Raw genomic sequence first — 23,156 nt, forward strand, 5'->3', positions numbered from 1 at the left:
CTTGCCGATGTTCGATGTCGAAAAGATCCGCGCCGATTTTCCGATCCTGTCGCGGCAGGTGCATGGAAAGCCGCTGGTCTATCTCGACAATGGGGCCTCGGCGCAAAAGCCTTTGTGTGTGATCGACGCGATGGATCAGATGTATCGCGAAGATTATGCCAATGTGCACAGGGGTTTGCACACGCTTTCGAATATCTCGACCGAGCGGTATGAGGCGGTGCGGGGCACGGTGGCGAAGTTCCTCAACGCCCCCGATGAAGAAGAGATCGTCTTCACCACGGGCTCGACCGAGGGGATCAACCTTGTCTCCTACGCTTGGGCCGCGCCGCGTTTGCAACCGGGCGATGAGATCGTGCTCTCGATCATGGAGCACCATGCCAATATCGTGCCGTGGCATTTTCTGCGCGAACGCCAAGGTGTGGTGCTGAAATGGGTCGAGATTGAGCCCGATGGCAGCCTGCCCGCTGAAAAGGTGCTGGAGGCGATTGGCCCGCGCACGAAGCTGGTGGCGATCACGCAAATGTCGAACGTGCTCGGCACGGCGGTGGATGTGAAAACCATTTGCACCGGCGCGCGCGAAAAGGGCGTTCCGGTTCTGGTCGATGGCTCGCAAGGCTCGGTGCATGGGCCGGTGGATGTCGCCGATATTGGCTGTGATTTCTACGCGATCACCGGGCACAAGCTTTACGGGCCAAGCGGGTCGGGCGCGATCTATATCAAGCGTGACCGGATGGAAGAGATGCGCCCCTTCTTGGGCGGCGGCGATATGATCGACACGGTCACCCGCGACACCGTCACCTATGCCAAACCGCCGATGCGGTTTGAGGCGGGCACGCCGGGGATCGTGCAGCAAATCGGGCTGGGTGTGGCGCTTGAATACCTGATGCAGATCGGCATGGAAAACGTGGCCCGGCACGAGGCCGACTTGCGCGCCTATGCGGAAGAAAAGCTCTTTGGGCTCAACTGGCTGCAGGTGCAGGGGCAGGCGAAGGACAAAGGCGCGATCTTTTCCTTCACGCTTGATGGCGCGGCCCATGCCCATGATATTTCAACGATTTTGGACCAGCGCGGCGTGGCGGTGCGGGCCGGCAGCCATTGTGCCATGCCGCTGATGCAGCACTTGGGGCTTTCGGCCACCGCGCGCGCCTCTTTTGCGATGTACAACACCCGCGCCGAGGTGGATGCGCTCGTTTCCGCGCTTGAACTGTGCCACGATCTTCTGGGCTAAGGCGCAAACAAATCGCGCGCGAAATCATTGGTGGGCTGCACAGAGCGGTTGCAGCCCCCAAATTTTCCGGCTATCACCCACGCAAGCTGCACCCGTAGCTCAGCTGGATAGAGTACTGCCCTCCGAAGGCAGGGGTCACAGGTTCGAATCCTGTCGGGTGCGCCAATCAATTCAATAGCTTGCATCGCGCACTTTATCCGCCTCGTCGGGCCTGTATCTGTTACTTGTAACGGTTTGCGGCTCTTGACATGCCATCGAGCGCGGCGCGGGCCGATTCCATATGATCCGGGGCATGGTGGCCATAGACCCGCTCGATGGTCTCGATTGAGGTCGAGAAGAACCCGGCAACATGCCATTTATCCGCGCCACCTTGCAGTGCCCATGTGATTGCTGTGTGTTTGAGCGTGTGGGGCGTGACGCCTTTCAGTTCTGCCGACGCAACGGCTTTGGCGAAGCCGCGCTTGATGTCGCCAACCCGGGCGCCCTGGTATTCGACAGCCCACACGGCGCCGGATTTGTGCCAGCGCTTGAGGTGGGCGAGCAGTTTGCGCGGGATCGGGGCAGGGCTGCGGCGCTTGTTGGTCGTCCGCTCGCCTTCACCCATGCGGTACATGATACCGTTTTCGAGGTCGAACCAGCCGCCAACAGTGTTTGGCGCGAAGCCCATCCGCAGCAGCGCGTCTTTACGGGTACCGGAGTAAAGGCCGATCAGGATGAAGCGGGCGATGTGGCTGGCCTTGTGGCCACGATAAGCGTGCCAGATCAGTTTGGCGGCTTCAGACCGGGTCAGATATCTTTCCCGCGGCGCTGATTTCGGTGGCATTGTCACTGCAGGGGCCGAGAGGATGTGCCCCTCATGATGGCAATAGTTCAGTGCAGCCTGCAGCGTGCCCAGTTCGCGTCTTACCGTATCTGGCGCGACGGGGCGGCTTTCGCCGTCCGGGCAGCCAAAGGTCGTGCGCCGGGTCTTGGCATATCGGCGACAAGTTTCCCCTTTGATATGTGCTACTTTGAGCGGGCCCCAGAATGGCAAGAGCGCCTCGATCGCGTAGCCAATACGCTCTGGGGCTGCCACGCTTGGAGCATATTCTTCAGCATAGATCGTCAGGATCTCGGAGACGGTTATCTCGTGTGGTTCAGCGGCAGCACTGTGGCGCCCCTTTGTCGCGATGTAGGCGGCGAGGGCTTTTTCAGCTTCTGCGCGGCTGACACAGCCCGTTGATTGATCTGGGCATCCGGTGTCTCGGATATACCAGTGCGGGCGGTGCGCGAATTTGTGGAGGCGTGGGCCTTTTGCTGGTCTCGGCATTTTTGGATCAACTCCCCAAGGCTGGCCTTTTCGATGCGTATAGCTCTGCCCATGCGCACGAGATAGCCGTGCTGCTCTGCAGCGGTGCGTAGGCTTGCGCGCGGCACCCCGAGCTCGGCGGCGGCGGCGTCAATGGTCATGAGGTCATGCTTGGTCATGGGGGGCCTCCTCATCTCGCGGTAGGGGGGCATTGGGAGCGTGGCGAGCCATGCATTCGCCTCGTCGGCGGTAGAGCCAAGGCGCTGCAGCTGTTCGCCGGTGCGCGACGGTCCGGCATGAATGCGATCCTTCGGCGATACTTCCTCGGCCGCTTGTGCTGGCGCATCATCATATGTTTGGCCGCGCGCCTCCCAATAGGCACGCTTTTCGGCTTCGATGGCATCCATGATGGCTGCCTTGCCCGCGTCGATCGAGCGCGCGCGCTTGCCCGTCGCGGTCCGGATCGCGGCGAGGATCTCGATCAGCTCAGCCTTGCGCAGCTTGATCATGCCGCTGCGCGTGAGGCAGGGCCAGTAGAGGCGCTTTCCGTCGACAGTGATAGTGGCACTCTGGTCAGCCATCGCAGCCTCCCGTCAGATCAGGTTGAGCGCCATCGCCACGCCAACGCAGATGATCGCGCTTGAGGCGTAGAGGATCGGCAGGATCGTGGCGGCGATGGCGAGGCCAAAGCCGTTGGTTTCCTCTTCCTCGGCGGCTTCGGCGAAGTGAAAGATGAAGGCGAGGCCGAGAGCGCCTAGCGTTATGAGGGCAATGCCGATGGTGAGGGTCATGCCGCACCGCCTTTCAACTTCTCGGCCAGCTTTCCCGGATCGACCGCAAACCGAACGGCGACGCGCCGGATGATCTCGGCACGTTCCGCGCGCAAGAGCCCGAAAGGCGTGTGTCGATGGGCGTGGGCCAGCGCTTCGGCGGCTTCATCGGCGGCGGTGGCGAGGCGGGTTTTGGCAGCGTCCAGCATCACACCATCCCCAACGCGGCTTTATAGATATCCATGATCGCCTCTTCTTCGGTGACGTCGTTCTTGTCGCGTTTGCGCAAGGCGATGATCTTCTTCATCACCTTGGTGTCGTAGCCGCGCGCCTTGGCCTCGGCCATCACGTCTTTCTGCTGCTCGGTGATGTCTTTCTTCTCGGCGTCCAGATGTTCGTATTGTTCGATGAACTGGCGCAGTTCCTCGGCGGCGACGTTGTAAACGCGATCGCGCACGTCTTTGTCAGCTTGGGTTTCCTTCATCGGCGTTTGATCAAGCATGGGCTTTCCCCGCACGAAGACCGCTTAGGTCTTTTGTTTCGTTCCCAGGCGATGGCGCGATCTGCAACCGCTCCGCGTGGCGGACCTCGGCGAAGGTTCTCGTGGTGAAGGTCAAACCATGAGCGGCTTGCCAGTCGTCACATGTTTGGCGGAGGCGGGCGAGCAGATCGGCTCGCTGCACTTCGGTCGCATCGAAGAATGGACCTTCATCGTCTTCGTGGAGGTCCAGAAAATTGGGCGGGGCTTCCTCGATTAGTTCCAAAACCTGTTCGGTGGCGATGAAGTCGGCGATCCGCAAATCGCGCCTTCGGGCCTCGATAACGTAGATCGTTGCGACCGGGGTGTCGCCACTAGGGGCTTCGAAACTGTCATGCCCCACCGCAGCTGTCAGAACGGCCTCACGGCTGGTGCAGGGGCCGATGGGATAGGTTTCGCCGTCCGTGCTGGCATACCAGTGCCATTGTTGGGGACAATCAGGCATGTTGGCTTGGTCGTGGGCCATGGTCTGGCTCCTTTGGGAGAGAGAATGGCGGGCGGAGTGGCAATCGGAACCGCGGAGACCCCGCCCGCATCCGCGCGACCACCGCGCGAATGGGTGTTAGATGGCAGGCTGGTTTTGCGCGGTTTTGCGGCGCAGTGCGGCGGTGAGCAGTTCGGCGCGCATCGCGTCGATGGTGTCGCCCGATTGGGTCAGTTTTCTGATGGCCCAGCAGAGCCAATCGGCGCTCGCATTTGGATGGCCTCGGACGGCTTGGGGGCGTGGCGTGCACGCCGCCTCTTGCTCGAAAGCATCCTCCTCTACCCCGGCCTTCTGACCGAAGCCCAGCTGATCGAGGTGACGGCATGATCTACCTGACCTTTACCGATGAAGCCGAAGCGCTGGCCGCTCTTTATGAAGTCGATGGGGAAACCCCGCGCTATCCCGGGCTGGAGATCCTCAACCCATGCCCGATGCCGGTGAGCGAGGCCACGGGCGAAGTTGACGACGAGGGCCTGCCGATCATCGCGGCGGTGCCGGGCTATCACGTCAACTGCGTCTGCCCGATGGGAACTTGCCCGCCGGAGCTGGACCCGTGGCGGGTTTATCCGGTGACGCCCTTCGCGGTGCTGGCGACATGACCTTGCGCGCGATGCTGCGGCTGTGGTGGCTTTGGCTCGCCATCGCCGCAGCACTCGGCGGCGCGCTGGCTTGGGGACATTACACCCGCCTGCGCGCTGACCTTGCCGCCACGCGGGCCGATCTGGCGGCCGCGCAGGGCAGGGTGGCGGCCTATGCCGAAGCGGCCGAGATCCGGCGCCGGTCAGACGAAACCCAAGCGCGGCTGCGAGAGGAAGCGGCCGCGCTCGATCACCAGCTCGAACAAATGGAGGGGGGCGATGCGCCGCTTAGCGATTACCTGCGCACTGCTGCTGGCCGCCTGTGGCGCTGACCCCGCGCCGCCGCCGCTGGCCGGGCTCGATCTCGCGCCTTGTGCGGGCTGGACCGGTGGGGTGCCGGATACCGAGCAGAGGTTGATGCGCGCCGCCGCTGCGGAAAGGGCAGGGCGGCTCTGTGCGAACGCGAAGTTGGTCGCGGTGGGGGAGGGGGCTGGGAGTAGGGAATAGTGGGGAAAACCCACCATTGCCGCTATGGGGATTCACATATCGAAAACCAATTCATCCCCTTGTCATTGGCGAGGTTTGTCCCGGTCAGTGAAAGCTGGCCGGGGTTTTGACCATTTTGCCTAGGCAGCGAAAATGCTCAGCCATCCTCAATACACCACGACAGCCGCACATCATGATCACCGCGCGCCCTGCAGTCCGCGCATTTCGCGCAGATCACCACGTTATCGACCGTTCTTTCCGACGTACGCTTGCCCAACCCGAAACCGACCACTATCAACCCAAGGACTCTCGTTATGACTGAGGGACGACCGGAGGCAGGTCTACGGCTAAAGCGTTGCCTTCGTTTCATTTTTCACGACCCCAAAATGTCCAAAACATCTTCTCGATGGGTTTTTAATACTAATAACAAAGATCACTTCATTGTTGTTGTATACAATATTTTTCTGAAGTCTTTCAGCCTGTTAGTGTAAAAGTCTTTTTGAAAAAGCCTGCCAGGGTATCGAGAGATGATATGACGATTTCCCAAATTGACGCGCACCCTATTAAGGTTCTCACGCAAAATCGCAGCGATAAAAGCAGCCCAAGGAAAAAGTTGATTGAAGTTAATCCGCAGAAGATATGCGTTTGCTTTCCGGTCTTCTTCAATGCTAATGTCGCTGCCGACGTAATTATTTGCGGCTGCGACCATCCCTCGAAAAGCGTGAGAAAAGCCATGCTTTTCCGCATTATGGACCACATGCTCGATCACTGCGCAGCCAAAAGTCTCAGCCAGCATGCGTAGCTCGACAAGGCTCATTAAATCAATTCTGCCAGCGACATAGCGGCGATGCGCGACTTGAGAATGCCAAATGAAATGAAAAACGGCGTCTTCATCGTCAAGGGTATGAAAAAATACTTCAGAGTCGCGATAAATTGCCGATCTTTGCACGCCTGAAGGCAGATGCAAATCCCCCTGCAACTCTTTGTTATAAACGTGCCAGTGGATTTCTACCAAAGTTTCGTCTCTTCGCATGCCCGGCGCATGTTTCCCAATATGCATATTTATGCCGGCCTCTTGTGTATCCTTGTAGCCAAGCTTTCGCAGCATATCGCATGCTTCAAGAGTACGGCTTTTGGGTACCAGTATATCTAGGTCCAGCATATACCTATCCGCGATGTTTCCATAAAAGCCTTGCGTGAGATGCGCGGCACCCTTGAACAAGAGCGGATGAATACCCATAGAATTAAGATTCGAAATGACCTCAAGCAGATCTTGCTTCAATCCGGCGTTTCTCTTGCAGTTTTCCGAACGAATGAACTGGAAGTAATCAAGCAATGATTTAGAGGCGAAGTGGGACGCATTGTCTCGTTCAGACAGTCGCCCAAGCAGTGGGGTCACATGGTGTATCGCGGCAAGAATGGAAATTTTTTCATCAAATTTTTGATCTAACGGGTGCTCTGGGCAGAGTTGATCATCTAAGGCGCACCGCACCAAAATACACAGATTTCGAAAAACTCTGGCGTGGCTAGGCAGTCCATCTTCAAAGGAAACTTTCGAAGTGAATTTTGTATGTTGCATTTGATTGATTAATCTCCGCGCAACTGCATAAGAGATTTGATGATTTGCAGCCCGCCATTAGTCGTCCCATATGACAACGAAAAGCAAGGCAGCGGCTCCAGCCATTCAAGAAAATCCGGAAGATTCTTGGCGTCATCAACAGGCCAAGTTCCGCAATCTTGCAATCGGCTCAAGGCCTGCATGGGATCCAGCCGCCGAACCTTGCTATTTTCGCCCTTCGACCATTGGGGAAAAAGAATCATTCGGACAGGGTAGCCCATGTTCAGGTCGATATCTTTTGGACTCGGAAGGAACCGAATCCGTCGGGAGCCCACACCTCTTATCGGAAGATCTGACAGATCAGCACCGAGAATTTCGGAAACGATCTGCCAACTTCCCGATTTCAGGCTCAATGGGAGCGGGCATGGCCAAGCTAGACCTGTACCCCTCTCAATCGGCGTCGCGTCTTCAGCAAGCAAACGACCGCCGATAGAAATCAGACCGCAGGTCAGAGTGGTCTTTCCGGCACCCGTTGGAGCAGTAAGCAGAACCGTCCCAAACCCCGGAAAAAAAACCGCCGCAGCGTGCAGCACTGCGGCGACATTTATATTCCCGTTAAGTTCCTTGGCCAAAAGCCGGATGATCGGAGACCAACTCACGCGTCGAACCTCCAAAATGAATTGACCGTCTTTGAAAAGAGCGCTTTTCCCGTCTTCGACCAAAAGATCTAACGTCGTTTCTGCTCTCCCCTCAACGCTATAGGGAGAGAGCATATCCCCTAAGGCGAGAGACAGGACCCTGTGCCAGCAGCGCACTCGGACGATCCGGGTTCCGAAAGAGACCGTCATGTCGAGACAGGCGGGATCAAGTGACAAAGACCAATTGCGGCTTGCGGTATAGATGCACTCATCCAAAGGGTCTGCTGGAAGCTGTGAAAGCGCTTCCAGCATCACATCTTCTGGCGCCTCAACTAGCGCGGGCATAGTCTCTTTGCCGAGCGCCCATATCCGCCCATTATCTGGTTCTTGCAGCACCAAATGGTCAGCGAAATAAGCTTTCACAGAACATCACCATTACGTTTGTATCGCCCGAAAGACATTCCGGACCTCGAAGTTAAATTCGAGTAACGTTTTTATTACCAGTTAGTCGAATCAGAAGCCGAGGCTTTGGCGCTTTTCGGAGTGGCAATCACCGCAATCATGCCCGCAGCGGCAGCAGTTGAGGTCAACTTCACCAGCCGCGCCACTGCAGCACGCCGTTCTGGATCCGACGGGCCTTCGACTTCTGTATTTTCAGTATTAGTTTTCATATACTTGTCTCCCTCTTTTCGTGACATTTTTAAAAGACTGTGGCGAAGTGCTTAAAATAAGAAGTCATCAGCACTTAGAAGCGTTCCCACGCGCGCCACCCAAGCTCCATCAACGGTGATGCTCCCTCCAAGACCATCGGTAATGAGTTCGAGATTAATCACGCTGCCCAGCCTAACCGAACCAGAAATCGCACCTTCAACTTCGGACCAAGTCAGATTGTAAGCGCGCAAATCGATCAAATCGGAGCTATCAAAATCCATGATGGTGTCATGACCATTTGCGCCTGAAAAGACAAAAATATCGGCGCCATCCGTCAGGTCAGAAGGAGCCTTTACGTCCCCGTACAGGATGTCATCTCCCTCGCCGCCATCAATGACATCGTTGCCACCATATACTCCGCGCAGATCAGCCTTGTTGCTATCTCCCCAGATCGTGTCATTCCCGCTGCCACCAAGGAGAGTGTCATCTCCAAAGGTTATATCGATCTTATTTTGATTAAGACCCTTAGCAGAATCTCCGATGATGAGATCCGCGCCTGCACCACCTGAAATCGAGTCATCTCCAAAATTTATTGTGCCAACGTGGTTACGAAAGGCTTCAGCACTGTCGCCAATGATGGTATCATTGCCATCGTCGCCGGATAGCGTGTCATTTCCGAACACAAGAGTGCCTATATAGACATTTAGAGCATTTCCCGTGCCACTGTCTCCATAGATGAGGTCATCATCGGCCCCTCCAAAGATTCTATCATTCCCCGTTGAAATCACGTCGACATCTACATCTAGATCGCTAAATGCGCCGGCATCACCATAAATCGTGTCATTTCCGGTCCCGCCGTAAAGCTCATCGGAACCCGTCATGATCAGAGCGATATATGACAGCGACGAGGCAGAAAGAGATAATACGCCGTAGTCGCCATAAATAGCGTCATTTCCGTCGCCGGCGTAGATTTCATCTGGGTAAGCCGCGACATATGTGCCGATATCGGCGACGATTGCGGCTGCATTCGCATCTTCGCCATAGACTGTGTCATTGCCGATGCCAAGCCAAAGGCGATCGTTTCCTGCTCCGCCATAGGCGGTTACGTCCAAATCATACGCGAATGCATCGGCTAATCCGTAAAGCCCCCTATGTGCGGGATCGATCGTCAACGTCAAGATGTCATCGCCGCCAGCGAGATCGAAAAAAGTAACCCCATCAAACCGCGCCAATGTGGTTTGGCCGAGGGTGAGATCATAGGCGAAAACTTCATTTTCCGAACTGCCGATCAAGTCAAGGTCAGTATAAACCCATGAGGATCCACTCATTCCCTCGATGGAAACTAACTCGCCTGTCCACTCATTTATTGCATATCCTCTAGAGCTGAAGCGCCCCTGAATCGTAAAAAACGCCATATTTAATACTCCAGCCGACATATGTCAGACCCCCACTAAGAGGCATCTGATCAAGTAAACAAAACAAATTGCCCCGACAAAGACAGGACAACCTCTTAAAACCCGACGTTTTGCCTGAGACTCAGGTAAACATTTTATGAATTTGCAGCGAGGCTGCATTGGAGTCAATCTTTAGTTGTGGCACGGATTAAGCCAATCAACTCAAGGAGTCTATTGGGCGCATCGATTGCTGCGTTCGCGTCTTTATGCGCACTTTGGTCGCGTCCTGAGTTACCCTTTCGATCGAGTGCAGGTATCAATCGGCGGCGATCGCAGATTTCGGTGACGGCCCCGGGATAGGCGGGGCCGCCCGCCTGTTCATTCTCCGCGAAGCCGGGATTTCTCGCGCAGCACGCCGCGCTTCATGCGGTCAAAGGCGCGGTCGCGGGCATGGGTCTCGGCCAGTGTTTCGGAATTGATCCGGTCCTCGCGTTGTAGCTTTTGCCAGCGCAGAAGCCGCGCCGGATCGACCGCCCCCGCCGCAATCGCACCCTGCACCGCGCAGCCCGGCTCGGTCTGATGCGTGCAATCGTGAAACCGGCACGCCCGCGCCAGCGTGTCGAGATCGTCGAAGGTGGCGGCAATCCCCGCCTCGGCGCCGCTCAGCCGCAATTCGCGCATGCCGGGCGTATCGATCAGCCAGCCGCCCGAGACCAGCGCGCGCAGATGCCGCCCGGTGGTGGTGTGGCGCCCCTTCGCATCGTCCGCGCGGATCGGCGCGGTGGCCTGTGCCTCGCCGGTCAGCGCATTGGCCAGCGTGGTCTTGCCCACGCCCGACGAGCCCAAAAGCGCCACCGTCTGCCCCGCGCGCGCCCAATCGGCAAGCCGCTCCCCCGGCGCGCGCGCATCAAGCGCCACCACCGCGACGCGCCGGTCGACTGCCTCGGCCCGTGCCTGCCACGCCTCGGGCTCGGGACTTTCATCGGCCTTGGTCAGCACGATCACCGGGGTTACGCCCGAGGCGCGGGCGAGCGCCAGATAGCGCTCGATCCGCGCCGGGTTGAAATCGGCGTTGCACGAGGTGGTGAGGAACAGCGTGTCGACATTGGCGGCGATCAGTTGCCGCGCCGCCCCGGTGCCGGCGGCGCGCCGCGCAAGGGTGGCGCGGCGCTCAAGCAGGCGCACAAGGCGGGTTCCGTCGTACAGGGCCCAGTCGCCCACCGCGATTTCGGCGGTGCAAAGCCCCGGCGCCGGGCTCAGCGACAGCGGGCCGGTGGCGCCAAGCGCCTCGAGACGGGCGCGATGCACCGCCGAGATGCGGCAGGGGGAAAGGGTGGACAGCTCGTCAAGCGTGAGTTGACGCAGAAAGTCGGGCGCCCAGCCAAGGCTGGCGAGTGGGGTGGTATCGGTCATGGTGATCCTCGCAGGACACTGAAAGACGGGCGCAAAGGCGCCGATGGCATTCAGGGGCGGGCAGGGGATGCGGCGGAGGCGGAAGAGCCGCTCAGACAGCCCCGGCCCGGAGGTGCGCAAGATCCGACAAAAACCCCTCCTGTGCTGCGTGAAGCCCCCATTTACAACGGGGCGGCCGAGTCTGCCAGAGCATGGCGTAAGGTTTGGCAAGTTGTGACCATCGCGGCACAGAAATTACGCATTCCCTCCGGTAGATATCCGCCCTGTAGTTCGGGGAACAGGCCACGCTGCGCCCCGCAAGATCGACAGTAAAGGGCTAATCAAGCGCCTTGCTGAGGCGAGTGGTTGTCACCGCTTCAAGAAAAGGCACATCAGGATGTGACCAACGGCTCAGAGCCGAGCACGTCGATCAACTCATCGCCGTCGCGAGGGGCGGGAAGCGGAAGTTCACTGAAGCACGTGCAAATGGCTGGTTAAGGGCAAATTTCTCTATGGATTAAATCTCGATCCAGAATCCTTCTTGCCGATCTCGAAACTCTGTGTAGCGGTATTGCTGTGTGCCTGATTTCACGCTGCACCATACAGCGGTTTTAAGAGAGTTACGTTCGCAAAACGCCTCCACGCAATCGCGCTTCACAGTGGTCCTGTAGCCAACTAGATTATGCGCTCCACGAGGGCACGCGGGTTCCCAATCACTATACCAGTGCTCCCAGAAGGCGATAGGCGATCCACCAGCCTGCATTTCGATTCCGCTTTCAAGGCAGGCAATCTCCGATCTTGGCTGATCGGCGTGAGGCGAAGGTAGGTGTACATGCGGAACGAGGTCCACTAAGGCGCGCCCAACATCAAGCGTTATAGCTTTGCCGCAAAGCCTTCTTGGCTTCGGCTTAAAACCGATATCTGGACTGGAATAGAAGCCGCCTTCGTAGCGAGCTGGATTAGCCAGATAAGACCATCGACAATCATCAGGCTCGTCTGGACTTGCTAGGGCAGCGGCGCTGCCTGTTACAACATCAAACTCGAACACCGCATAGCCGGTTTCGCCCACCTCGACGGCGCGCAGAGCCGCGAGCATTTGACCCGGAGCGGCACTTGAAGAAGCCGCGGCCCAAATGGCTGATGCAACCGACTTGGGGTCACGCTCGCCGAGCAGAATGCCATCCGACCATCCGGGCCGGTCTACTGGCGCAACCTCGGCGAGGCCGCGATTCAAGGTTAGGGCCGCACGCGAATGTTGCTCAGCTATCGAGTGAGGTAGCCCCCATTCGGAAGCGGCAAAGGAGAGCGTCCGCAGATATGCCGAAACGTAGGTCTCACGATCAGCGAAGTCGAGCTGCCCGGTTATCTCAGGGTTGCCCTGGAAGAAGTAGGAAGGGTTGCCCTGGCTCCGAAATTCCCCTGCTTGCAGCCACTCCCACTCATGTTGCCATCGCTTACAGAAGGGCAGTCCCGATTGTTCCTCCAGATGGGAAAGGTGAGAATGAAACATTTGCGGCACGCCATTGAAGGCCGAAAACGAACGGCGCACCGCCTCCGGCAACTCCGCTCTCTTTGGAGGAGCGTAAGCGTATCTGAATCGAAAAAGCCTATCGGCTTCGGCAAAGTTTGCCTTCATAAGCCAGTCAGATAGGTGTGACGCGGCATTCACGGAATTCCGCACCTCATTAAATGCGAAATAGGCACCCAAGTTGAAAGCCTCGATGATATTGAGGCCAAGGATCACTTCACTTTCAAGCTTCTTCTGGCAGATCCACACCAGCAAGCGCTCGGCGGCATTGCGATCACCACCCTTGATAAGCTCCGCTAGAGCTCTGGCAGCTTCCAGCCTAACGCGGGGCACAGGCCATAGAAGCCGAGTAAGCAAGATATCAATTGTATGCACCGCTAAGCCCATGAAGGTTTGTCCAGTGGCTGCTGCGCAATCTCCGCCATGAAAGTGTCGACCAGCGCTTTGGTATGGGCTTTGGCGAGTTCAAGTTCGCCAACCTGGGTGAGGAAATAGATAAGCCGCGTGAAGCCGATTACCAATCCGTTTCTACTTTCTCGAAGGTTGAGCGCGGGTTTGCTGGTCTCGCGGACGAAGTCTTTCCAACGCGCCCTGTGGTCGCGAGCGACAAGCTCGAGCCGAGCTTCCGCCTCGTCCTTGCTTGTGAGATACCTTTGCCAGCCATAGCGTGCGATGTGGGCCCGCACCAACCACTTGAATGCTTCGCTGCGACCGTGAAGCTTCGCCGCAATTTCAGCCGCGGTATCAAGGCCGCTTTCGATCTCTAAATGAAGTCGTGGTTCGGACAGCCCAGCCTCCAAATCGGCCAGCGCCGCCACACCCCGCCCCTTAGCATCCCAATAATTAAGCCATTCAGTGACGGTCGATCTAGAAATATCGAAAAGACTTAGACGTCTACGCTCAGCAATCAGCTCCGAAAACTTTCCCGGAGGAAAATCGCCAGGTTTAGGAGCTTCCGCATTTTCCTTTTCCGAATTCTGATGGCTCTCGGTGGCGTATCGATCTGCCTTGCGAACGTGTTTGACGTTGGGCCCGACTTTATGGCGGAGAGTCGTCGCTATGTCCAACGCTAGGTTAGCTTTCTCTACGGCGATCCGTTCGTTAGGCATGATAAAGGTGGAAAAAAGTGCAACGCCTTCTACGCTCTGGGCCAAAGGGAGAGAGGGAAGCTCATTGTACAAATCTTCGGCATAACGCCAGTCCTCAGCCCTGATTAGATCGTTCAGCATGGGCGCGATACGTTCAGGAAAATGCCTTGCTACAGCGGTGTAATATTCGCTGCGGATATGGTTTGTTCCGTCGCCGTCGGTGTAGTCGGTGATGCGGTGAAACGCGCCAGCTAGAGCCAAGAGGGTTTGCTTGGCGTCCTGATCCCCTGCTTCGATCATCATTTCCAACGCGGTAAGAACATCGTCGGCGAAGGCATCCTTCCGCCAGCCATACCCAAACAAACAATCGACAGCTTGTCTCAGAGCCTGAGCTGCGAGCTGAGGTTTGTTGTGGTCGTGCGCGGCAAGAGCCAGCTTGCCGAACATGGAAGCTCGCTCGTTGAACTCGGTCACGGTTCGAGCAAGTTCGTCCATGTAAGTCGCAACGAACGTCTCAGCGCTAGCTGGGTCATGCAATGATATCCGGCGTGTTGTGAGCTTTTCCAGCCAAAGTTCGTTGAGCCAGAAGGCTGATGTACGCGCCTCAGAAAAAACCGCGTCGTCGATTTGATACGCAGCATCAAGCCCTCGACCTATGAGGCAAAGATCGAAGGCGGCGTCGATAAGCGCAAGGCGCACGGCAATGAAACGGCTTTGAGCGTCATAACCTCGCTCGTAGCAAGGTTGCCCATCATACCAACTGAATACGTCACCGAGAGTTGGCCAACGCTTCGTGTTGGCCCAGTGTGCAGCGATGCGTTGCGCGAGTTTTTCAAACGCACGTACTGCACCCGCAAGCCAGCTTTCCGATGCATGATCCGGGATCTTTACCCAGCTTTTTGTTGGCTTTCCTGCCAGAGCAGCCGCAAGTGCGGACATGAAATTATTGTAGACGATTCCTCGAATATCTGTCTGGTGGCGATCAGCCGGGCCGTCCGCGCCTGCAAAGAGCGCGGACAGATCTTTGCCGGAGTTGCTTCCTTTTACTGCGTCTCCTTTGGCGATGCCCAAGCAGCGAATAGCGGGGTGCTTTCCTGCCTTCAACGGAGTTGGGCTAGCAGGCGACAGGCCTTCGAGACACAGGCACGCAAATAGCTCGCGGTCAAACTCGACGCCAGTGAAACTCTTACCCGCTTCGAAGACGGAACCTACATTTCCGACAAGGCGCGCGCTTTGAGCGAAAGCGGCAAGGATAGAGTCCGCTTGACCGGAACCGCGCGCGAAACGCAGCACCCGAGCGACCTCGTTATTCTTGCTTGCAGCAAGGACTGCAACCACAGCCCGAGCAAAATCGCCTTGCTGGTCATTGCTGATGTATTCGTCGTGACGATTTTGGGTGATGCGTCCATTAAGCTCCTCAACAGCTCGGTCGACAAGCGCACCTCGCTGACTCTTATGGGTCATATGGACGAGCGCCGGGATTAGTGAGGCTGGCAAGTTACTCAGGTCGGCTCGAAGGACGGCCGGGACAAAAATATCGCCACTTAAAGCGGCCGCAACATACCAAACTTGGGCTAGTTCATCGTGCTGCAGCTCATCGGCATTTATCGCACGCATCTTTACAAGTCGGTGACGCGCGACGCTTGCCAAATCGAATACTTCGAAAGCGGCTTGTTCGGCATGATTCAATACATTGATCAAGCGGTCGATCGGATACCCCGCGGTGACGAAGGACAGCGCCCACTCACGGGAAGGTCCCTTGATTAGGTTTTGTGCGTTCCCGCGTGTTGCCTGAGTGATCCATAGCCACGCCTCTCGCCAGTAGGGAGGCGCTTCTGTTTCCAGCCATGCCAAAGTCGGCGCGCTGTTGGCCATAAAAGTTGAATAGTGACTGGGGTCATCTCGAAGAAAGGCGAACAAGCTACCGTGAAATGGACGCACTTCCATCTCTCGAAAATCGAGGAGATGACCGATCTCCGCCAGCCCCAAGATGCTCTGATCGTCCACGCCGAAGCAGTTGTTGAGCGCAAATGGCGGCGGACTGAAGTCGAGACCAGCTAGGACGTGCAGAATTGCCTTCCCGCGTGGAGAAAGCTGCAACATTAGCCCTGCGTAGTAATCCCGGATGTCTCCACTGGGACAGGCCGGCTGCGCTCGAACGAGGTCTGGCGTCACTTCATTGCCAGCACGGGCAACGGCCTCGAATGAATAAATCAGATGCAGAGGCAAGCCCTTGGATATGCCGAAGAAAGCATCAGAAACCGCTGCGAGCGCCTTCGCTTTCGATTGGTGAGGCCAGCGGAAGAGATTCAGCCTTCCTGCGCGGTGTTGTGTTGCAATCCAGCCTTCAACAGCAGCGCGGTTCATGAGAGGAAGCTCGACCCAGCCTTCCATAGGCGCAGCAACCAGCATCCTTGTTGGAAGGTCCTTTTCCGCAATCTTCTGGGTCCCAACTACCAGATGGGTACCCGGTACGACGGGGATAAGCGCGTTAAAGAGTTCTTCGGCGTGCTCACGATCACGGCCTTCTCGCCAGACGTGATCGAGTCCGTCGATGATCACGATAAGGCGCCTTCCTTCCGCGACGACTTTCCGGGCCGCTTGTTCAATCGTTTCGCCCAAAGTACTATTCCGCCGCACTCTCAAGTCAGGCATCGCCTCTTGAAGTTGGGCTTCTAGCGAACGTGCAATAGCTTGGAAGTGGAACCTTCCCTCAGATCGGTCATCGAGGCTAAGGAAGTAGTGGTGCCGTATACACACAACCTTTTTAGCATCGAGTTTCGACTTAAAGTGGCTGAGAAAAGTACTTTTCCCACGCCCCGGAGGGGCCCAAAGAACCGTGACGCCATCGTCATTGAGTACCCGCAAAAAGAAATCGTCAGAAAAGCTCTCGTCCGGCACGCAGTAGTCTTCTGGCACGGTGAAATCTTGGGGAAGGGGCCTGGCTCTTTCGGGAGAAAAAGCTTGCTGGAGATGGATATAACGGATACGCCCGTCAGGGCCCGGCCAATTTTTTTGTGTCGCCCAAAGTTGGAGCTGTTTCTGGAACAATGCCCAGCCAGCGCTGTCCGTGTCAGATGCTATACGCGCCCAGAGAGTAGCTTCAAGATCCTCAAGTATGGGCTGTGAGTGAATGAAATCAAAATTTTTAAAGAACTTTTGAGCGCCTGCAGTCGATCCAAGCTGTGCAATAATTCGCGTGCGAATTGTTAAAGGAATTTTCGAATAAACGACACGGCTGCCCTTCAAAGATTTATAGAACTCCGCATCCGGTTTTCGATCCGTCTTCAGGCGGGCATTTGCCAGCAAACCATCATCCAAAATCTTCAAGACTGGTGCGGCCCAGTGCTGAAGTAGAGATCTTCCTGTGGGCTTCGCCGCTAGGAGCCATTCCCAATCGAGGGCTGTCTTTGGGTTGTTCGGGTCAACAGCGAATTTTACTTGTGTAACTTCGAAGCGCCCGTCAGCCAAGCACGCAACCACGTCATCCACGGCCCGGAATGACTCGTCGGATGCTTCTACCTGCACCCATGAATATTTTTGGGGGTTACGATAGAAGTCAAGCAGTGTCTCTGCGGCAACCAAGTCCTGGTATGCGAAGCCAACTCTTGTGATTGCGGTTGGTTTGTAGTTGTGACCCATGCTTCATGCTCTCTGAACTGGGTCTTGTTTCAACGCCCAGCATGCTCGACTAATTGTATAGATATCACCCGCATTCCAAGACAATAGACTTTTCTGTTGCATGCGCCCCGGACTCAAGACCAGTCATTTTCTGCGACTTCCACGAATGACCGGTATGGGCCGACCATGTCTGCGAGGCAGGACCAACGTGAGGGGCGGATTCCGGACCTTGACGTTGCGGCATAGCATCCGCAGCAATCCGCGAAAGCGGCGGTTTGGGAGAACCGATGCGGCCTCTCGCCTGTCATCGAAGCAGCCCCGCCTCGGCACATACCTGCCTGTCATGCGCGTGCCAACCAACTGCGGCAGTTTCCCCCTTGCCTGACCTGCCCTTTTGGGTAGGTTTGCGCCATCTGATCTTACGAGTGCATTGCATGGCCCAGCTTTCCCAAGAGGCCCGGATGGGCCGCCTGTCCACGGTTTTGGGCCAAGATGTTTTGGTTTTGCAGCGCTTTTCCGGCGTCGAGCGGTTGAGTGATCTGTTTGATTTTACAGTCGATTGCTTAGCAGCGAGCAGCGATATCGACTTTGATGCGCTGATCGGCACCCATGCCACTGTGACGCTGGAAACCACGGGCGGGGAGCGTGCCTTTGATGGCATCGTGACGGAGGCACGCTGGTTGGGCGCCGGCGAAAGCGGGCAGCGTTATAGCCTGCGGCTGCAGCCTTGGTTCTTTCTGGCCACCTTGCGCCGCAATCAGCGGATTTTTCACAACAAGACCGTGGTCGAGATCGTCTCTGAAGTGCTTTCGGACCATGCCGCGGTGGGCGCGTTTGAGGTGCAGCTTTCCGGCAGCTACCCCGTGCTCGAATATACCGTGCAGTTCCGTGAAAGCGATTTTGCCTTTGTCTCTCGGATGCTAGAGCGGCACGGTATTTCATATCATTTCCAGCATGTTGAGGGGGCGCACGCACTGGTGCTTTCGGATATGGTGGAAAGCCATCCGAACATCGGCCCCCACCCCTACCACCCTGATGAGGGGCACCACCAAGAAGAGGTGGAGCATTTCTGGGCGTGGCGTCCGGCGCAGCGCGTGACGACAGGGGCGATCAAGCTCACGGACTACAATTTCAAGACGCCGAATGCCGCGATGGTCACGCATGCGACGGGCGATGCGGCCTATGCCCAAGGCCAGATCGAAAGCTATGATTGGCCGGGCGATTACCTTGATCAAGGCCGAGGCCGCGTTCTTGCACGACTTGGGGCACAACGCGAACGCGGCCAAGACAGGCGGTTTGAGGCCGAGGGGGATATCCCGGCGCTCGCAGCAGGGACGCGGGTCACGCTGGCGGGCGATGCGGTGCCGGGGACTGGCGCGGAATATCTGTGCCTAAGCGCAACCCATTCCTACACATCGGATAATTACGGCACAGGGGGCACGGAAGGCGATGGTTTCGCCTATTCTGGGCAATATGTGTTGATGCCCTCTAGTGCGCCGATGCTGCCCGAACTCAAAACCACCCGCGCCGATGTGCGCGGCCCGCAAACGGCCAAGGTGGTGGGCGAAGGCGAGATCGATTGCGACGAATATGGCCGCATCTTGGTGCAGTTCCAGTGGGACATCGAGGCGGCTTACTCGATGCGCTGTCGTGTGTCTCAAAACTGGGGGGGCAGCGGTTGGGGCGGCATGGTGATCCCCCGCATCGGCATGGAGGTTCTGGTCGAATTCCTCGACGGCGACCCGGATCAGCCGCTCGTCACCGGTTGCGTCTACAATGGGGCAAACATGCCCCCTTACGACCTGCCCGCCAACAAGACCAAGGCGGTTTGGCGCTCGAACACGCATAAGGGCAGCGGGTTCAACGAGATCAGCTTCGAAGATGAGAACGACCGCGAGAAGATCTACGTCCATGCTGAGAAGGACATGGAATTGCATGTCGAAAACAACCGCGCCAAGCGGGTTGATCGCAACCAGTCAGAAAGCGTCGGTCACAACAAGTCAGTTGAGGTTGGCAACAATCACCACGAGGTGATCGGCGGCAATATGACGTTGATGGTGGGACCCAATAAATTGCAATCGATGGTCACCTCGGCGTTTCAGAAATTTACCGGGGCGATCGGCAATTTGACCGACAAGCTTGGCCTGCCCGATGCGCTGAACATGGGCGAGGGCAACCTGATCATCGGTGTCGCCAAGAACAAGGCCGAGACGGTGATGGTGAGTTCGACCGAGATCGTCGGTGCCGCGAAAGCCTCGACGATTGGCGGCGGATATCAGCTCTCGGTTGGCGGCGTGAAGAACGAGACGGTGGCGGTTGGATCATGGGAAGAAGTTGGTCAGACCAAAGTTACTGTCGTCGGCCACAAATACGAGATCGTCTGCGGCGCGTCCAAACTGGTGCTCGAGCGCGACGGAACCATTCGCCTCGAAGGCAAGGATTTCAAAGTTACGCAGTCTGGCAGCGTGTCGATGAAGGCTGGCCGTATCGATCTGAACTGAGGGGCGAGATGCTCAAGTTGCTCTCTGGGGAATGGTATGCCGCGGAAGCGGAAAACGTTGCGATCCGCGACAGGCTCCGCGCGACCTTCTGGCGCGAGTGTGGGATCAAGCCAGCGCGCAAGACCTCGGAGGTGGATATCGCTCCTACGGCGCGCCTCGAGCTCATGGCGCAACTGGTCAAAGTAACCCTTTTGGGTAAGGAAGAGGATGAGGAACTGCAGCGCATCACGCAATTGGCGGGGACCTCAGTCGCGGGTCTGGCACTCGGCACTTTTTCGTCACCGTCGCTCGGTCTGGCCCCCGAGCATTCCGACCTCGCGCCAAAGATTATGCGTGCGTTCTTCACACCCGGCGATCGCACGACATTCGAGCTAAATCGCAGGTAGGGCGTGGGCGGGTCTCCTCTGAGCGGACAGGGCGCGCTGACTAGCGCAGGATCCAGCCCCGGCGCAGGGCTGGATCTGACCGACAATGCCCATACCGACAACAGTTGCTCTGTCGCCTCTTATACTGCGGACAAGTTCTACGAATATGTCGCCGTCGCCGAGATGCTATACACGCTGGCTACCGATAAGGCCGCTCGAGAACAGCTTTTCGCGGAACTCCGCGGGAGCGCGCTTGGCCGATATCTAGGGGCTCCACGCGGCGAAGCAATCTATCAGACTTACGAGTTCCTGAAGGAAAAATGGTTCGGCGACCCAATTGAAGCAGAGCGTCACCGTCAACTGGGCATAGACGCAGTTGATGAATGGCAGGCGTCGCAGGAGGAGCTTTACGCCGCAATCGCCGATAGCCTGATGAACATCTACGAGGAGTTCAAACGCCGTTTTACGCAATGTGGCATGCTTTACGGCTTCGCCACGCTTGGGGTCGATGGCACGTTCTTTCTGGGCGAGCTTGCGATCGGCGCCGGAATCGCCGGTGTTACAGCCAAGGCCCTGAAGAGCATGAAGTTCGTCGTGTCGCGCCTGAAAGACGGCAGTGTCGTCGTCCGCGCGACCACGGCGGGCGGCGGCAAGCTGGAGCGCACTTTTACCAAGGAGGCGCTTGAAGCTAAATATGGCAAACCAGACGACAACCATTTCGGGAGCCTGGAGCACGATACAAACCGCGAAATTCCAGACAAGTCCGCCGACGATCTACTCAAGGAAAAACGTACCAAAGAAGCTGCAGAAGCCAAAGCGCGCCGTCAGGATGAGCACCCCGACGGCAGTTACCGCGACCCGGTCGACCCGAAAGGCGTGCGCCGCGCGGCGGATGGGGAAGCGATAATTCAGGATCGCGACGGCAACTGGACCCGTGTTTCCGACATGCCGCGGCGAGACAACGTTTACACGGGGCGTTGGGGAGAAACGACGGCTGATCGTTACGCGACGGAGCAAGGCTGGGAAAAGATCAACGGGCCGTCGACAACGATGGACAGCCCCTTCACCGGCCCGAACCGAATCGACGCAATTTACCGTGATCCGGGGCCGCCGCCGCGCTATATCGTCTCGGATGCGAAGGCGTTGGGTGCGAAGCAGGGGACGACCAAGGATGATGTCCTGCAGATGTCGAAACAATGGATCGAAGAACGCTTGGGCAAAGCAGGTCTGAGCCGTGCCGACATGCGAGCCCTTCAGCAAGGAAAGTATGACCCAGTTCTTCTGAAAGTTGACAAGAATGGAAATGTTACGGAAGTCTGGCTTGATAAAGATGGCATGCCAGCTTCCACGCCGACATGGAGAAAACAATGAGAGATACGCTGGCGACTCCGGAGTTCTGGGTTCAGGCCTTGGCTTATCAATACGAGGATATCGAGGCGTTCGAAGATAGCTACAACAATCCACCCACAGGTCCGCAAACTGGTGGGACGGATGGAACTCCCCTTCTTAAGGCCTTGTTCGAAACATCGTTGTGCCTCTACTCAGCTGGCGCCCCGATGCCCGAAGTTGTGGCCCCTGGTCTGCGCGGGGTCGGGCACCTGTTTCCCGAGATGGTCGCGCGGTTCGGCACCGAGATGCCCGACGGCATCGCGTGGATGGGCACAAGCGTCATCCATCGATACATCTCCATGCTCGTTCTTTGCTGCGCCAGTCCCTTGGAGATGCGGGCCTTCTTCGACGCGCTCGACAGGTTCGACCTGACCAAGCGCGACTACGGCGGCTATGACCGGATCTGGTCGGCCTTCCGCCGTCAGTTGGGCCTTGGCGAGGTTGCGCCGCAAAGTCCGGTGCATTGGCCTGAAGCCTATCGGGAATTGTGGCTAGCGATCGACCCGGAGGAACCCGATTTCGCCCGCCCGCATCATCTGAAAAGATTTCTCGAGGGCTGGTACAAGGAGATGGCCTCGGAACTGGCCGCGCAATCGACGCGGGCCGAAGATCTTGGCCCGAACAGCACTTATGTCGGTTACTGGTGCCTTGAGGCGGCTGCGGCGGCAGTGGTGTTCGGCATAGACGACCGCAGTTTCCGCGACCATCCCCACTATCCCGCCGACTGGGCCGACTGGGCGCGTGGCTGCCGGGGGATCGCCTGATGGCGGCCGCAACCCGCCTTGGCGACACCGGCTCCGGCCATGGTTGCCATTTCCCGCCGACACCGGCCATCGGCGCTTCGGGCGATGTCTTCGTAAACGGCATCGGCGCGGTGCGGCAAGGCGATGCCTACGCCCCACACGCCTGCGGTGTTTGCCCTGCGCCCCCACACCCGCGCAGCCTCTCCGGCGGCTCTGGAACGGTCTTCATTAACGGCAAACCGGCAGGCCGCGTGGGCGATGCGATCGGCTGCGGCGGTTCGGCCGCAGCGGGTTCCGGCGATGTTTTCTTTGGGGGGTGAAAGACCGCACGGATCTATGCTGCGGGGTGCGTCAACGGCTGCTTCGACGATTCCGGTCTCGCTGTCCGATCGACTGCTTTGGGCCGACCGCGTTGGTCAGGCCGTCGCCTTCGCAAGGGGCGGATAGTGTTGAAAAAGTCGGTCGAAATCGCCGATTTCACGGCACGGGTCTCTCCGGCAACGCCGGGTCGTCCGGGCTATCGCCCGTCCGACCACCATCAGGTGGCTATCTGGCCGTTCAACTCAAGCTGCGGCCTCCTGCATTGCGCATTGAGGGCGTAGCTTCGCGAGTTTCCGGAGGTTCTGGGCGATGGCGGCGAGGAGGAATTCGTCCTTGGCGCCGTTTGGCCCGCGCAGCCGCAGCCGGGTCAGGCCGAGGATGCGTTTCAGGTGGGCGAAGAGCATCTCGACCTTCTTACGTTTGTCGCGCGACACCTTGTAGGCCTTGGTCTTGCGGCACTCTCTGGCGAAATCGCGCGCCTCTTCATGGGGCTCGCGCGTGACGTATCGCGCATCGGCTTTCGGACAGCAAATCTCCTTCGATGGGCAGGCTTGGCAGGTTGCTTTCAGGCAGCGGTATTTCTTGCGCCCGCCGG

At 57.7% G+C, this 23,156-nt stretch carries 23 protein-coding genes and 1 tRNA gene; 10 read left to right on the forward strand and 14 right to left on the reverse strand.

Annotated elements, in window-relative coordinates; all coding sequences use genetic code 11:
* The first annotated feature begins 7 nt into the window (after positions 1-7).
* On the forward strand, positions 8-1,228 hold the full coding sequence (locus BW967_RS09200) for a cysteine desulfurase (RefSeq protein ID WP_076484756.1): 1,221 nt from the start codon (positions 8-10) through the stop codon (positions 1,226-1,228).
* 88 nt (positions 1,229-1,316) lie between these two features.
* Positions 1,317-1,393, forward strand: a tRNA-Arg gene (locus tag BW967_RS09205).
* Between the two features lie 55 nt (positions 1,394-1,448).
* On the opposite strand, the gene BW967_RS09210 is transcribed toward BW967_RS09205, so the two are convergent.
* Genes BW967_RS09210 through BW967_RS09230 form a run of 6 tightly spaced genes read right to left on the reverse strand, consistent with a single transcriptional unit; the run spans position 1,449 to position 4,290 of the window.
* Positions 1,449-2,303 (reverse strand): tyrosine-type recombinase/integrase, encoded by an 855-nt coding sequence (locus BW967_RS09210; protein ID WP_245826496.1) that lies wholly within the window; start codon positions 2,301-2,303, stop codon positions 1,449-1,451.
* A 47-nt stretch (positions 2,304-2,350) separates the two neighbouring features.
* Positions 2,351-3,097: a hypothetical protein gene (locus tag BW967_RS18940; RefSeq protein ID WP_245826497.1), complete on the reverse strand. Its 747-nt coding sequence runs from the start codon at positions 3,095-3,097 to the stop codon at positions 2,351-2,353.
* A gap of 12 nt (positions 3,098-3,109) precedes the next feature.
* Positions 3,110-3,307, reverse strand: coding sequence for a hypothetical protein (locus BW967_RS09215; RefSeq protein WP_076484758.1), 198 nt, complete (start codon positions 3,305-3,307; stop codon positions 3,110-3,112).
* Positions 3,304-3,495 (reverse strand): hypothetical protein, encoded by a 192-nt coding sequence (locus BW967_RS09220; RefSeq protein ID WP_076484759.1) that lies wholly within the window; start codon positions 3,493-3,495, stop codon positions 3,304-3,306. Before BW967_RS09220 ends, BW967_RS09215 begins: the two co-directional genes overlap by 4 nt.
* Positions 3,495-3,788 carry a DUF2312 domain-containing protein gene (locus BW967_RS09225; RefSeq protein WP_076484760.1) on the reverse strand — a complete coding sequence of 98 codons (294 nt, stop codon included), beginning with the start codon at positions 3,786-3,788 and terminating at the stop codon, positions 3,495-3,497. The genes BW967_RS09220 and BW967_RS09225 overlap by 1 nt, the downstream gene beginning before the upstream one ends.
* Entirely contained in the window at positions 3,781-4,290 is a 510-nt protein-coding gene (locus BW967_RS09230) for a hypothetical protein (protein WP_076484761.1), read from the reverse strand. Before BW967_RS09230 ends, BW967_RS09225 begins: the two co-directional genes overlap by 8 nt.
* A 36-nt stretch (positions 4,291-4,326) precedes the next feature.
* Between BW967_RS09230 and BW967_RS09235 the strand changes: the two genes are divergently transcribed.
* The 3 genes from BW967_RS09235 to BW967_RS09245 are packed head-to-tail and all read left to right on the forward strand — an operon-like array spanning position 4,327 to position 5,218.
* Entirely contained in the window at positions 4,327-4,635 is a 309-nt protein-coding gene (locus BW967_RS09235; protein ID WP_139327818.1) for a hypothetical protein, read from the forward strand.
* On the forward strand, positions 4,632-4,907 hold the full coding sequence (locus BW967_RS09240) for a hypothetical protein (protein WP_076484763.1): 276 nt from the start codon (positions 4,632-4,634) through the stop codon (positions 4,905-4,907). Before BW967_RS09235 ends, BW967_RS09240 begins: the two co-directional genes overlap by 4 nt.
* Complete coding sequence (locus BW967_RS09245; RefSeq protein WP_139327819.1) at positions 4,862-5,218, forward strand: hypothetical protein; 357 nt, start codon at positions 4,862-4,864, stop codon at positions 5,216-5,218. Before BW967_RS09240 ends, BW967_RS09245 begins: the two co-directional genes overlap by 46 nt.
* A gap of 587 nt (positions 5,219-5,805) precedes the next feature.
* Here BW967_RS09245 and BW967_RS09250 read toward each other — a convergent pair.
* The 7 genes from BW967_RS09250 to BW967_RS09275 all read right to left on the reverse strand — a co-directional run bounded on the left by BW967_RS09250 (position 5,806) and on the right by BW967_RS09275 (position 17,263).
* Positions 5,806-6,951, reverse strand: a complete 1,146-nt coding sequence (locus BW967_RS09250) for a nucleotidyltransferase family protein (RefSeq protein ID WP_083952079.1) — start codon at positions 6,949-6,951, stop codon at positions 5,806-5,808.
* An 8-nt stretch (positions 6,952-6,959) separates the two neighbouring features.
* Entirely contained in the window at positions 6,960-7,991 is a 1,032-nt protein-coding gene (locus tag BW967_RS09255) for a phosphoenolpyruvate carboxykinase (ATP) (protein ID WP_139327820.1), read from the reverse strand.
* A gap of 74 nt (positions 7,992-8,065) precedes the next feature.
* Entirely contained in the window at positions 8,066-8,239 is a 174-nt protein-coding gene (locus BW967_RS18710; RefSeq protein WP_175610435.1) for a hypothetical protein, read from the reverse strand.
* 51 nt (positions 8,240-8,290) lie between these two features.
* Positions 8,291-9,634 carry a calcium-binding protein gene (locus tag BW967_RS09260; protein ID WP_175610436.1) on the reverse strand — a complete coding sequence of 448 codons (1,344 nt, stop codon included), beginning with the start codon at positions 9,632-9,634 and terminating at the stop codon, positions 8,291-8,293.
* 357 nt (positions 9,635-9,991) lie between these two features.
* A complete protein-coding gene (gene rsgA, locus BW967_RS09265) occupies positions 9,992-11,026 on the reverse strand; it encodes a ribosome small subunit-dependent GTPase A (protein ID WP_076484768.1) in 1,035 nt (344 codons plus the stop codon).
* Between the two features lie 496 nt (positions 11,027-11,522).
* Positions 11,523-12,920: a hypothetical protein gene (locus tag BW967_RS09270; protein WP_076484769.1), complete on the reverse strand. Its 1,398-nt coding sequence runs from the start codon at positions 12,918-12,920 to the stop codon at positions 11,523-11,525.
* On the reverse strand, positions 12,911-17,263 hold the full coding sequence (locus BW967_RS09275; protein ID WP_076484770.1) for an NACHT domain-containing protein: 4,353 nt from the start codon (positions 17,261-17,263) through the stop codon (positions 12,911-12,913). Before BW967_RS09275 ends, BW967_RS09270 begins: the two co-directional genes overlap by 10 nt.
* Positions 17,264-17,676: 413 nt before the next feature.
* On the opposite strand from BW967_RS09275, the gene BW967_RS09280 reads away from it, so the two are divergent.
* Genes BW967_RS09280 through BW967_RS09300 form a run of 5 tightly spaced genes read left to right on the forward strand, consistent with a single transcriptional unit; the run spans position 17,677 to position 22,560 of the window.
* On the forward strand, positions 17,677-19,743 hold the full coding sequence (locus tag BW967_RS09280) for a type VI secretion system Vgr family protein (protein WP_076484771.1): 2,067 nt from the start codon (positions 17,677-17,679) through the stop codon (positions 19,741-19,743).
* An 8-nt stretch (positions 19,744-19,751) separates the two neighbouring features.
* A complete protein-coding gene (locus BW967_RS09285; protein ID WP_076484772.1) occupies positions 19,752-20,129 on the forward strand; it encodes a hypothetical protein in 378 nt (125 codons plus the stop codon).
* Positions 20,130-20,132: 3 nt separating this feature from the next.
* Positions 20,133-21,479 (forward strand): hypothetical protein, encoded by a 1,347-nt coding sequence (locus tag BW967_RS09290; protein WP_076484773.1) that lies wholly within the window; start codon positions 20,133-20,135, stop codon positions 21,477-21,479.
* Positions 21,476-22,261: a PoNe immunity protein domain-containing protein gene (locus BW967_RS09295; RefSeq protein WP_076484774.1), complete on the forward strand. Its 786-nt coding sequence runs from the start codon at positions 21,476-21,478 to the stop codon at positions 22,259-22,261. The genes BW967_RS09290 and BW967_RS09295 overlap by 4 nt, the downstream gene beginning before the upstream one ends.
* Entirely contained in the window at positions 22,261-22,560 is a 300-nt protein-coding gene (locus tag BW967_RS09300) for a PAAR domain-containing protein (RefSeq protein WP_076484775.1), read from the forward strand. Before BW967_RS09295 ends, BW967_RS09300 begins: the two co-directional genes overlap by 1 nt.
* 243 nt (positions 22,561-22,803) lie before the next feature.
* Here BW967_RS09300 and BW967_RS09305 read toward each other — a convergent pair.
* On the reverse strand, positions 22,804-23,156 hold a 353-nt coding region (locus BW967_RS09305), incomplete at its 5' end, for a transposase (RefSeq protein WP_139327821.1).

Origin of the sequence: Rhodobacter aestuarii (assembly GCF_900156655.1) — a bacterium.
Lineage (GTDB): Bacteria > Pseudomonadota > Alphaproteobacteria > Rhodobacterales > Rhodobacteraceae > Rhodobacter > Rhodobacter aestuarii.

Bases quoted from the DNA above. Each gene is read 5' to 3' on its own strand.
- BW967_RS09200 (WP_076484756.1), top strand. From the start codon at position 8: ATGTTCGATGTCGAAAAGATCCGCGCCGATTTTCCGATCCTGTCGCGG.
- BW967_RS18940 (WP_245826497.1), bottom strand. From the start codon at position 3,097: ATGGCTGACCAGAGTGCCACTATCACTGTCGACGGAAAGCGCCTCTAC.
- BW967_RS09215 (WP_076484758.1), bottom strand. From the start codon at position 3,307: ATGACCCTCACCATCGGCATTGCCCTCATAACGCTAGGCGCTCTCGGC.
- BW967_RS09220 (WP_076484759.1), bottom strand. From the start codon at position 3,495: ATGCTGGACGCTGCCAAAACCCGCCTCGCCACCGCCGCCGATGAAGCC.
- BW967_RS09225 (WP_076484760.1), bottom strand. From the start codon at position 3,788: ATGCTTGATCAAACGCCGATGAAGGAAACCCAAGCTGACAAAGACGTG.
- BW967_RS09230 (WP_076484761.1), bottom strand. From the start codon at position 4,290: ATGGCCCACGACCAAGCCAACATGCCTGATTGTCCCCAACAATGGCAC.
- BW967_RS09240 (WP_076484763.1), top strand. From the start codon at position 4,632: ATGATCTACCTGACCTTTACCGATGAAGCCGAAGCGCTGGCCGCTCTT.
- BW967_RS09250 (WP_083952079.1), bottom strand. From the start codon at position 6,951: ATGCAACATACAAAATTCACTTCGAAAGTTTCCTTTGAAGATGGACTG.
- BW967_RS18710 (WP_175610435.1), bottom strand. From the start codon at position 8,239: ATGAAAACTAATACTGAAAATACAGAAGTCGAAGGCCCGTCGGATCCA.
- BW967_RS09260 (WP_175610436.1), bottom strand. From the start codon at position 9,634: ATGGCGTTTTTTACGATTCAGGGGCGCTTCAGCTCTAGAGGATATGCA.
- rsgA (WP_076484768.1), bottom strand. From the start codon at position 11,026: ATGACCGATACCACCCCACTCGCCAGCCTTGGCTGGGCGCCCGACTTT.
- BW967_RS09270 (WP_076484769.1), bottom strand. From the start codon at position 12,920: ATGGGCTTAGCGGTGCATACAATTGATATCTTGCTTACTCGGCTTCTA.
- BW967_RS09275 (WP_076484770.1), bottom strand. From the start codon at position 17,263: ATGGGTCACAACTACAAACCAACCGCAATCACAAGAGTTGGCTTCGCA.
- BW967_RS09280 (WP_076484771.1), top strand. From the start codon at position 17,677: ATGGCCCAGCTTTCCCAAGAGGCCCGGATGGGCCGCCTGTCCACGGTT.
- BW967_RS09285 (WP_076484772.1), top strand. From the start codon at position 19,752: ATGCTCAAGTTGCTCTCTGGGGAATGGTATGCCGCGGAAGCGGAAAAC.
- BW967_RS09295 (WP_076484774.1), top strand. From the start codon at position 21,476: ATGAGAGATACGCTGGCGACTCCGGAGTTCTGGGTTCAGGCCTTGGCT.
- BW967_RS09300 (WP_076484775.1), top strand. From the start codon at position 22,261: ATGGCGGCCGCAACCCGCCTTGGCGACACCGGCTCCGGCCATGGTTGC.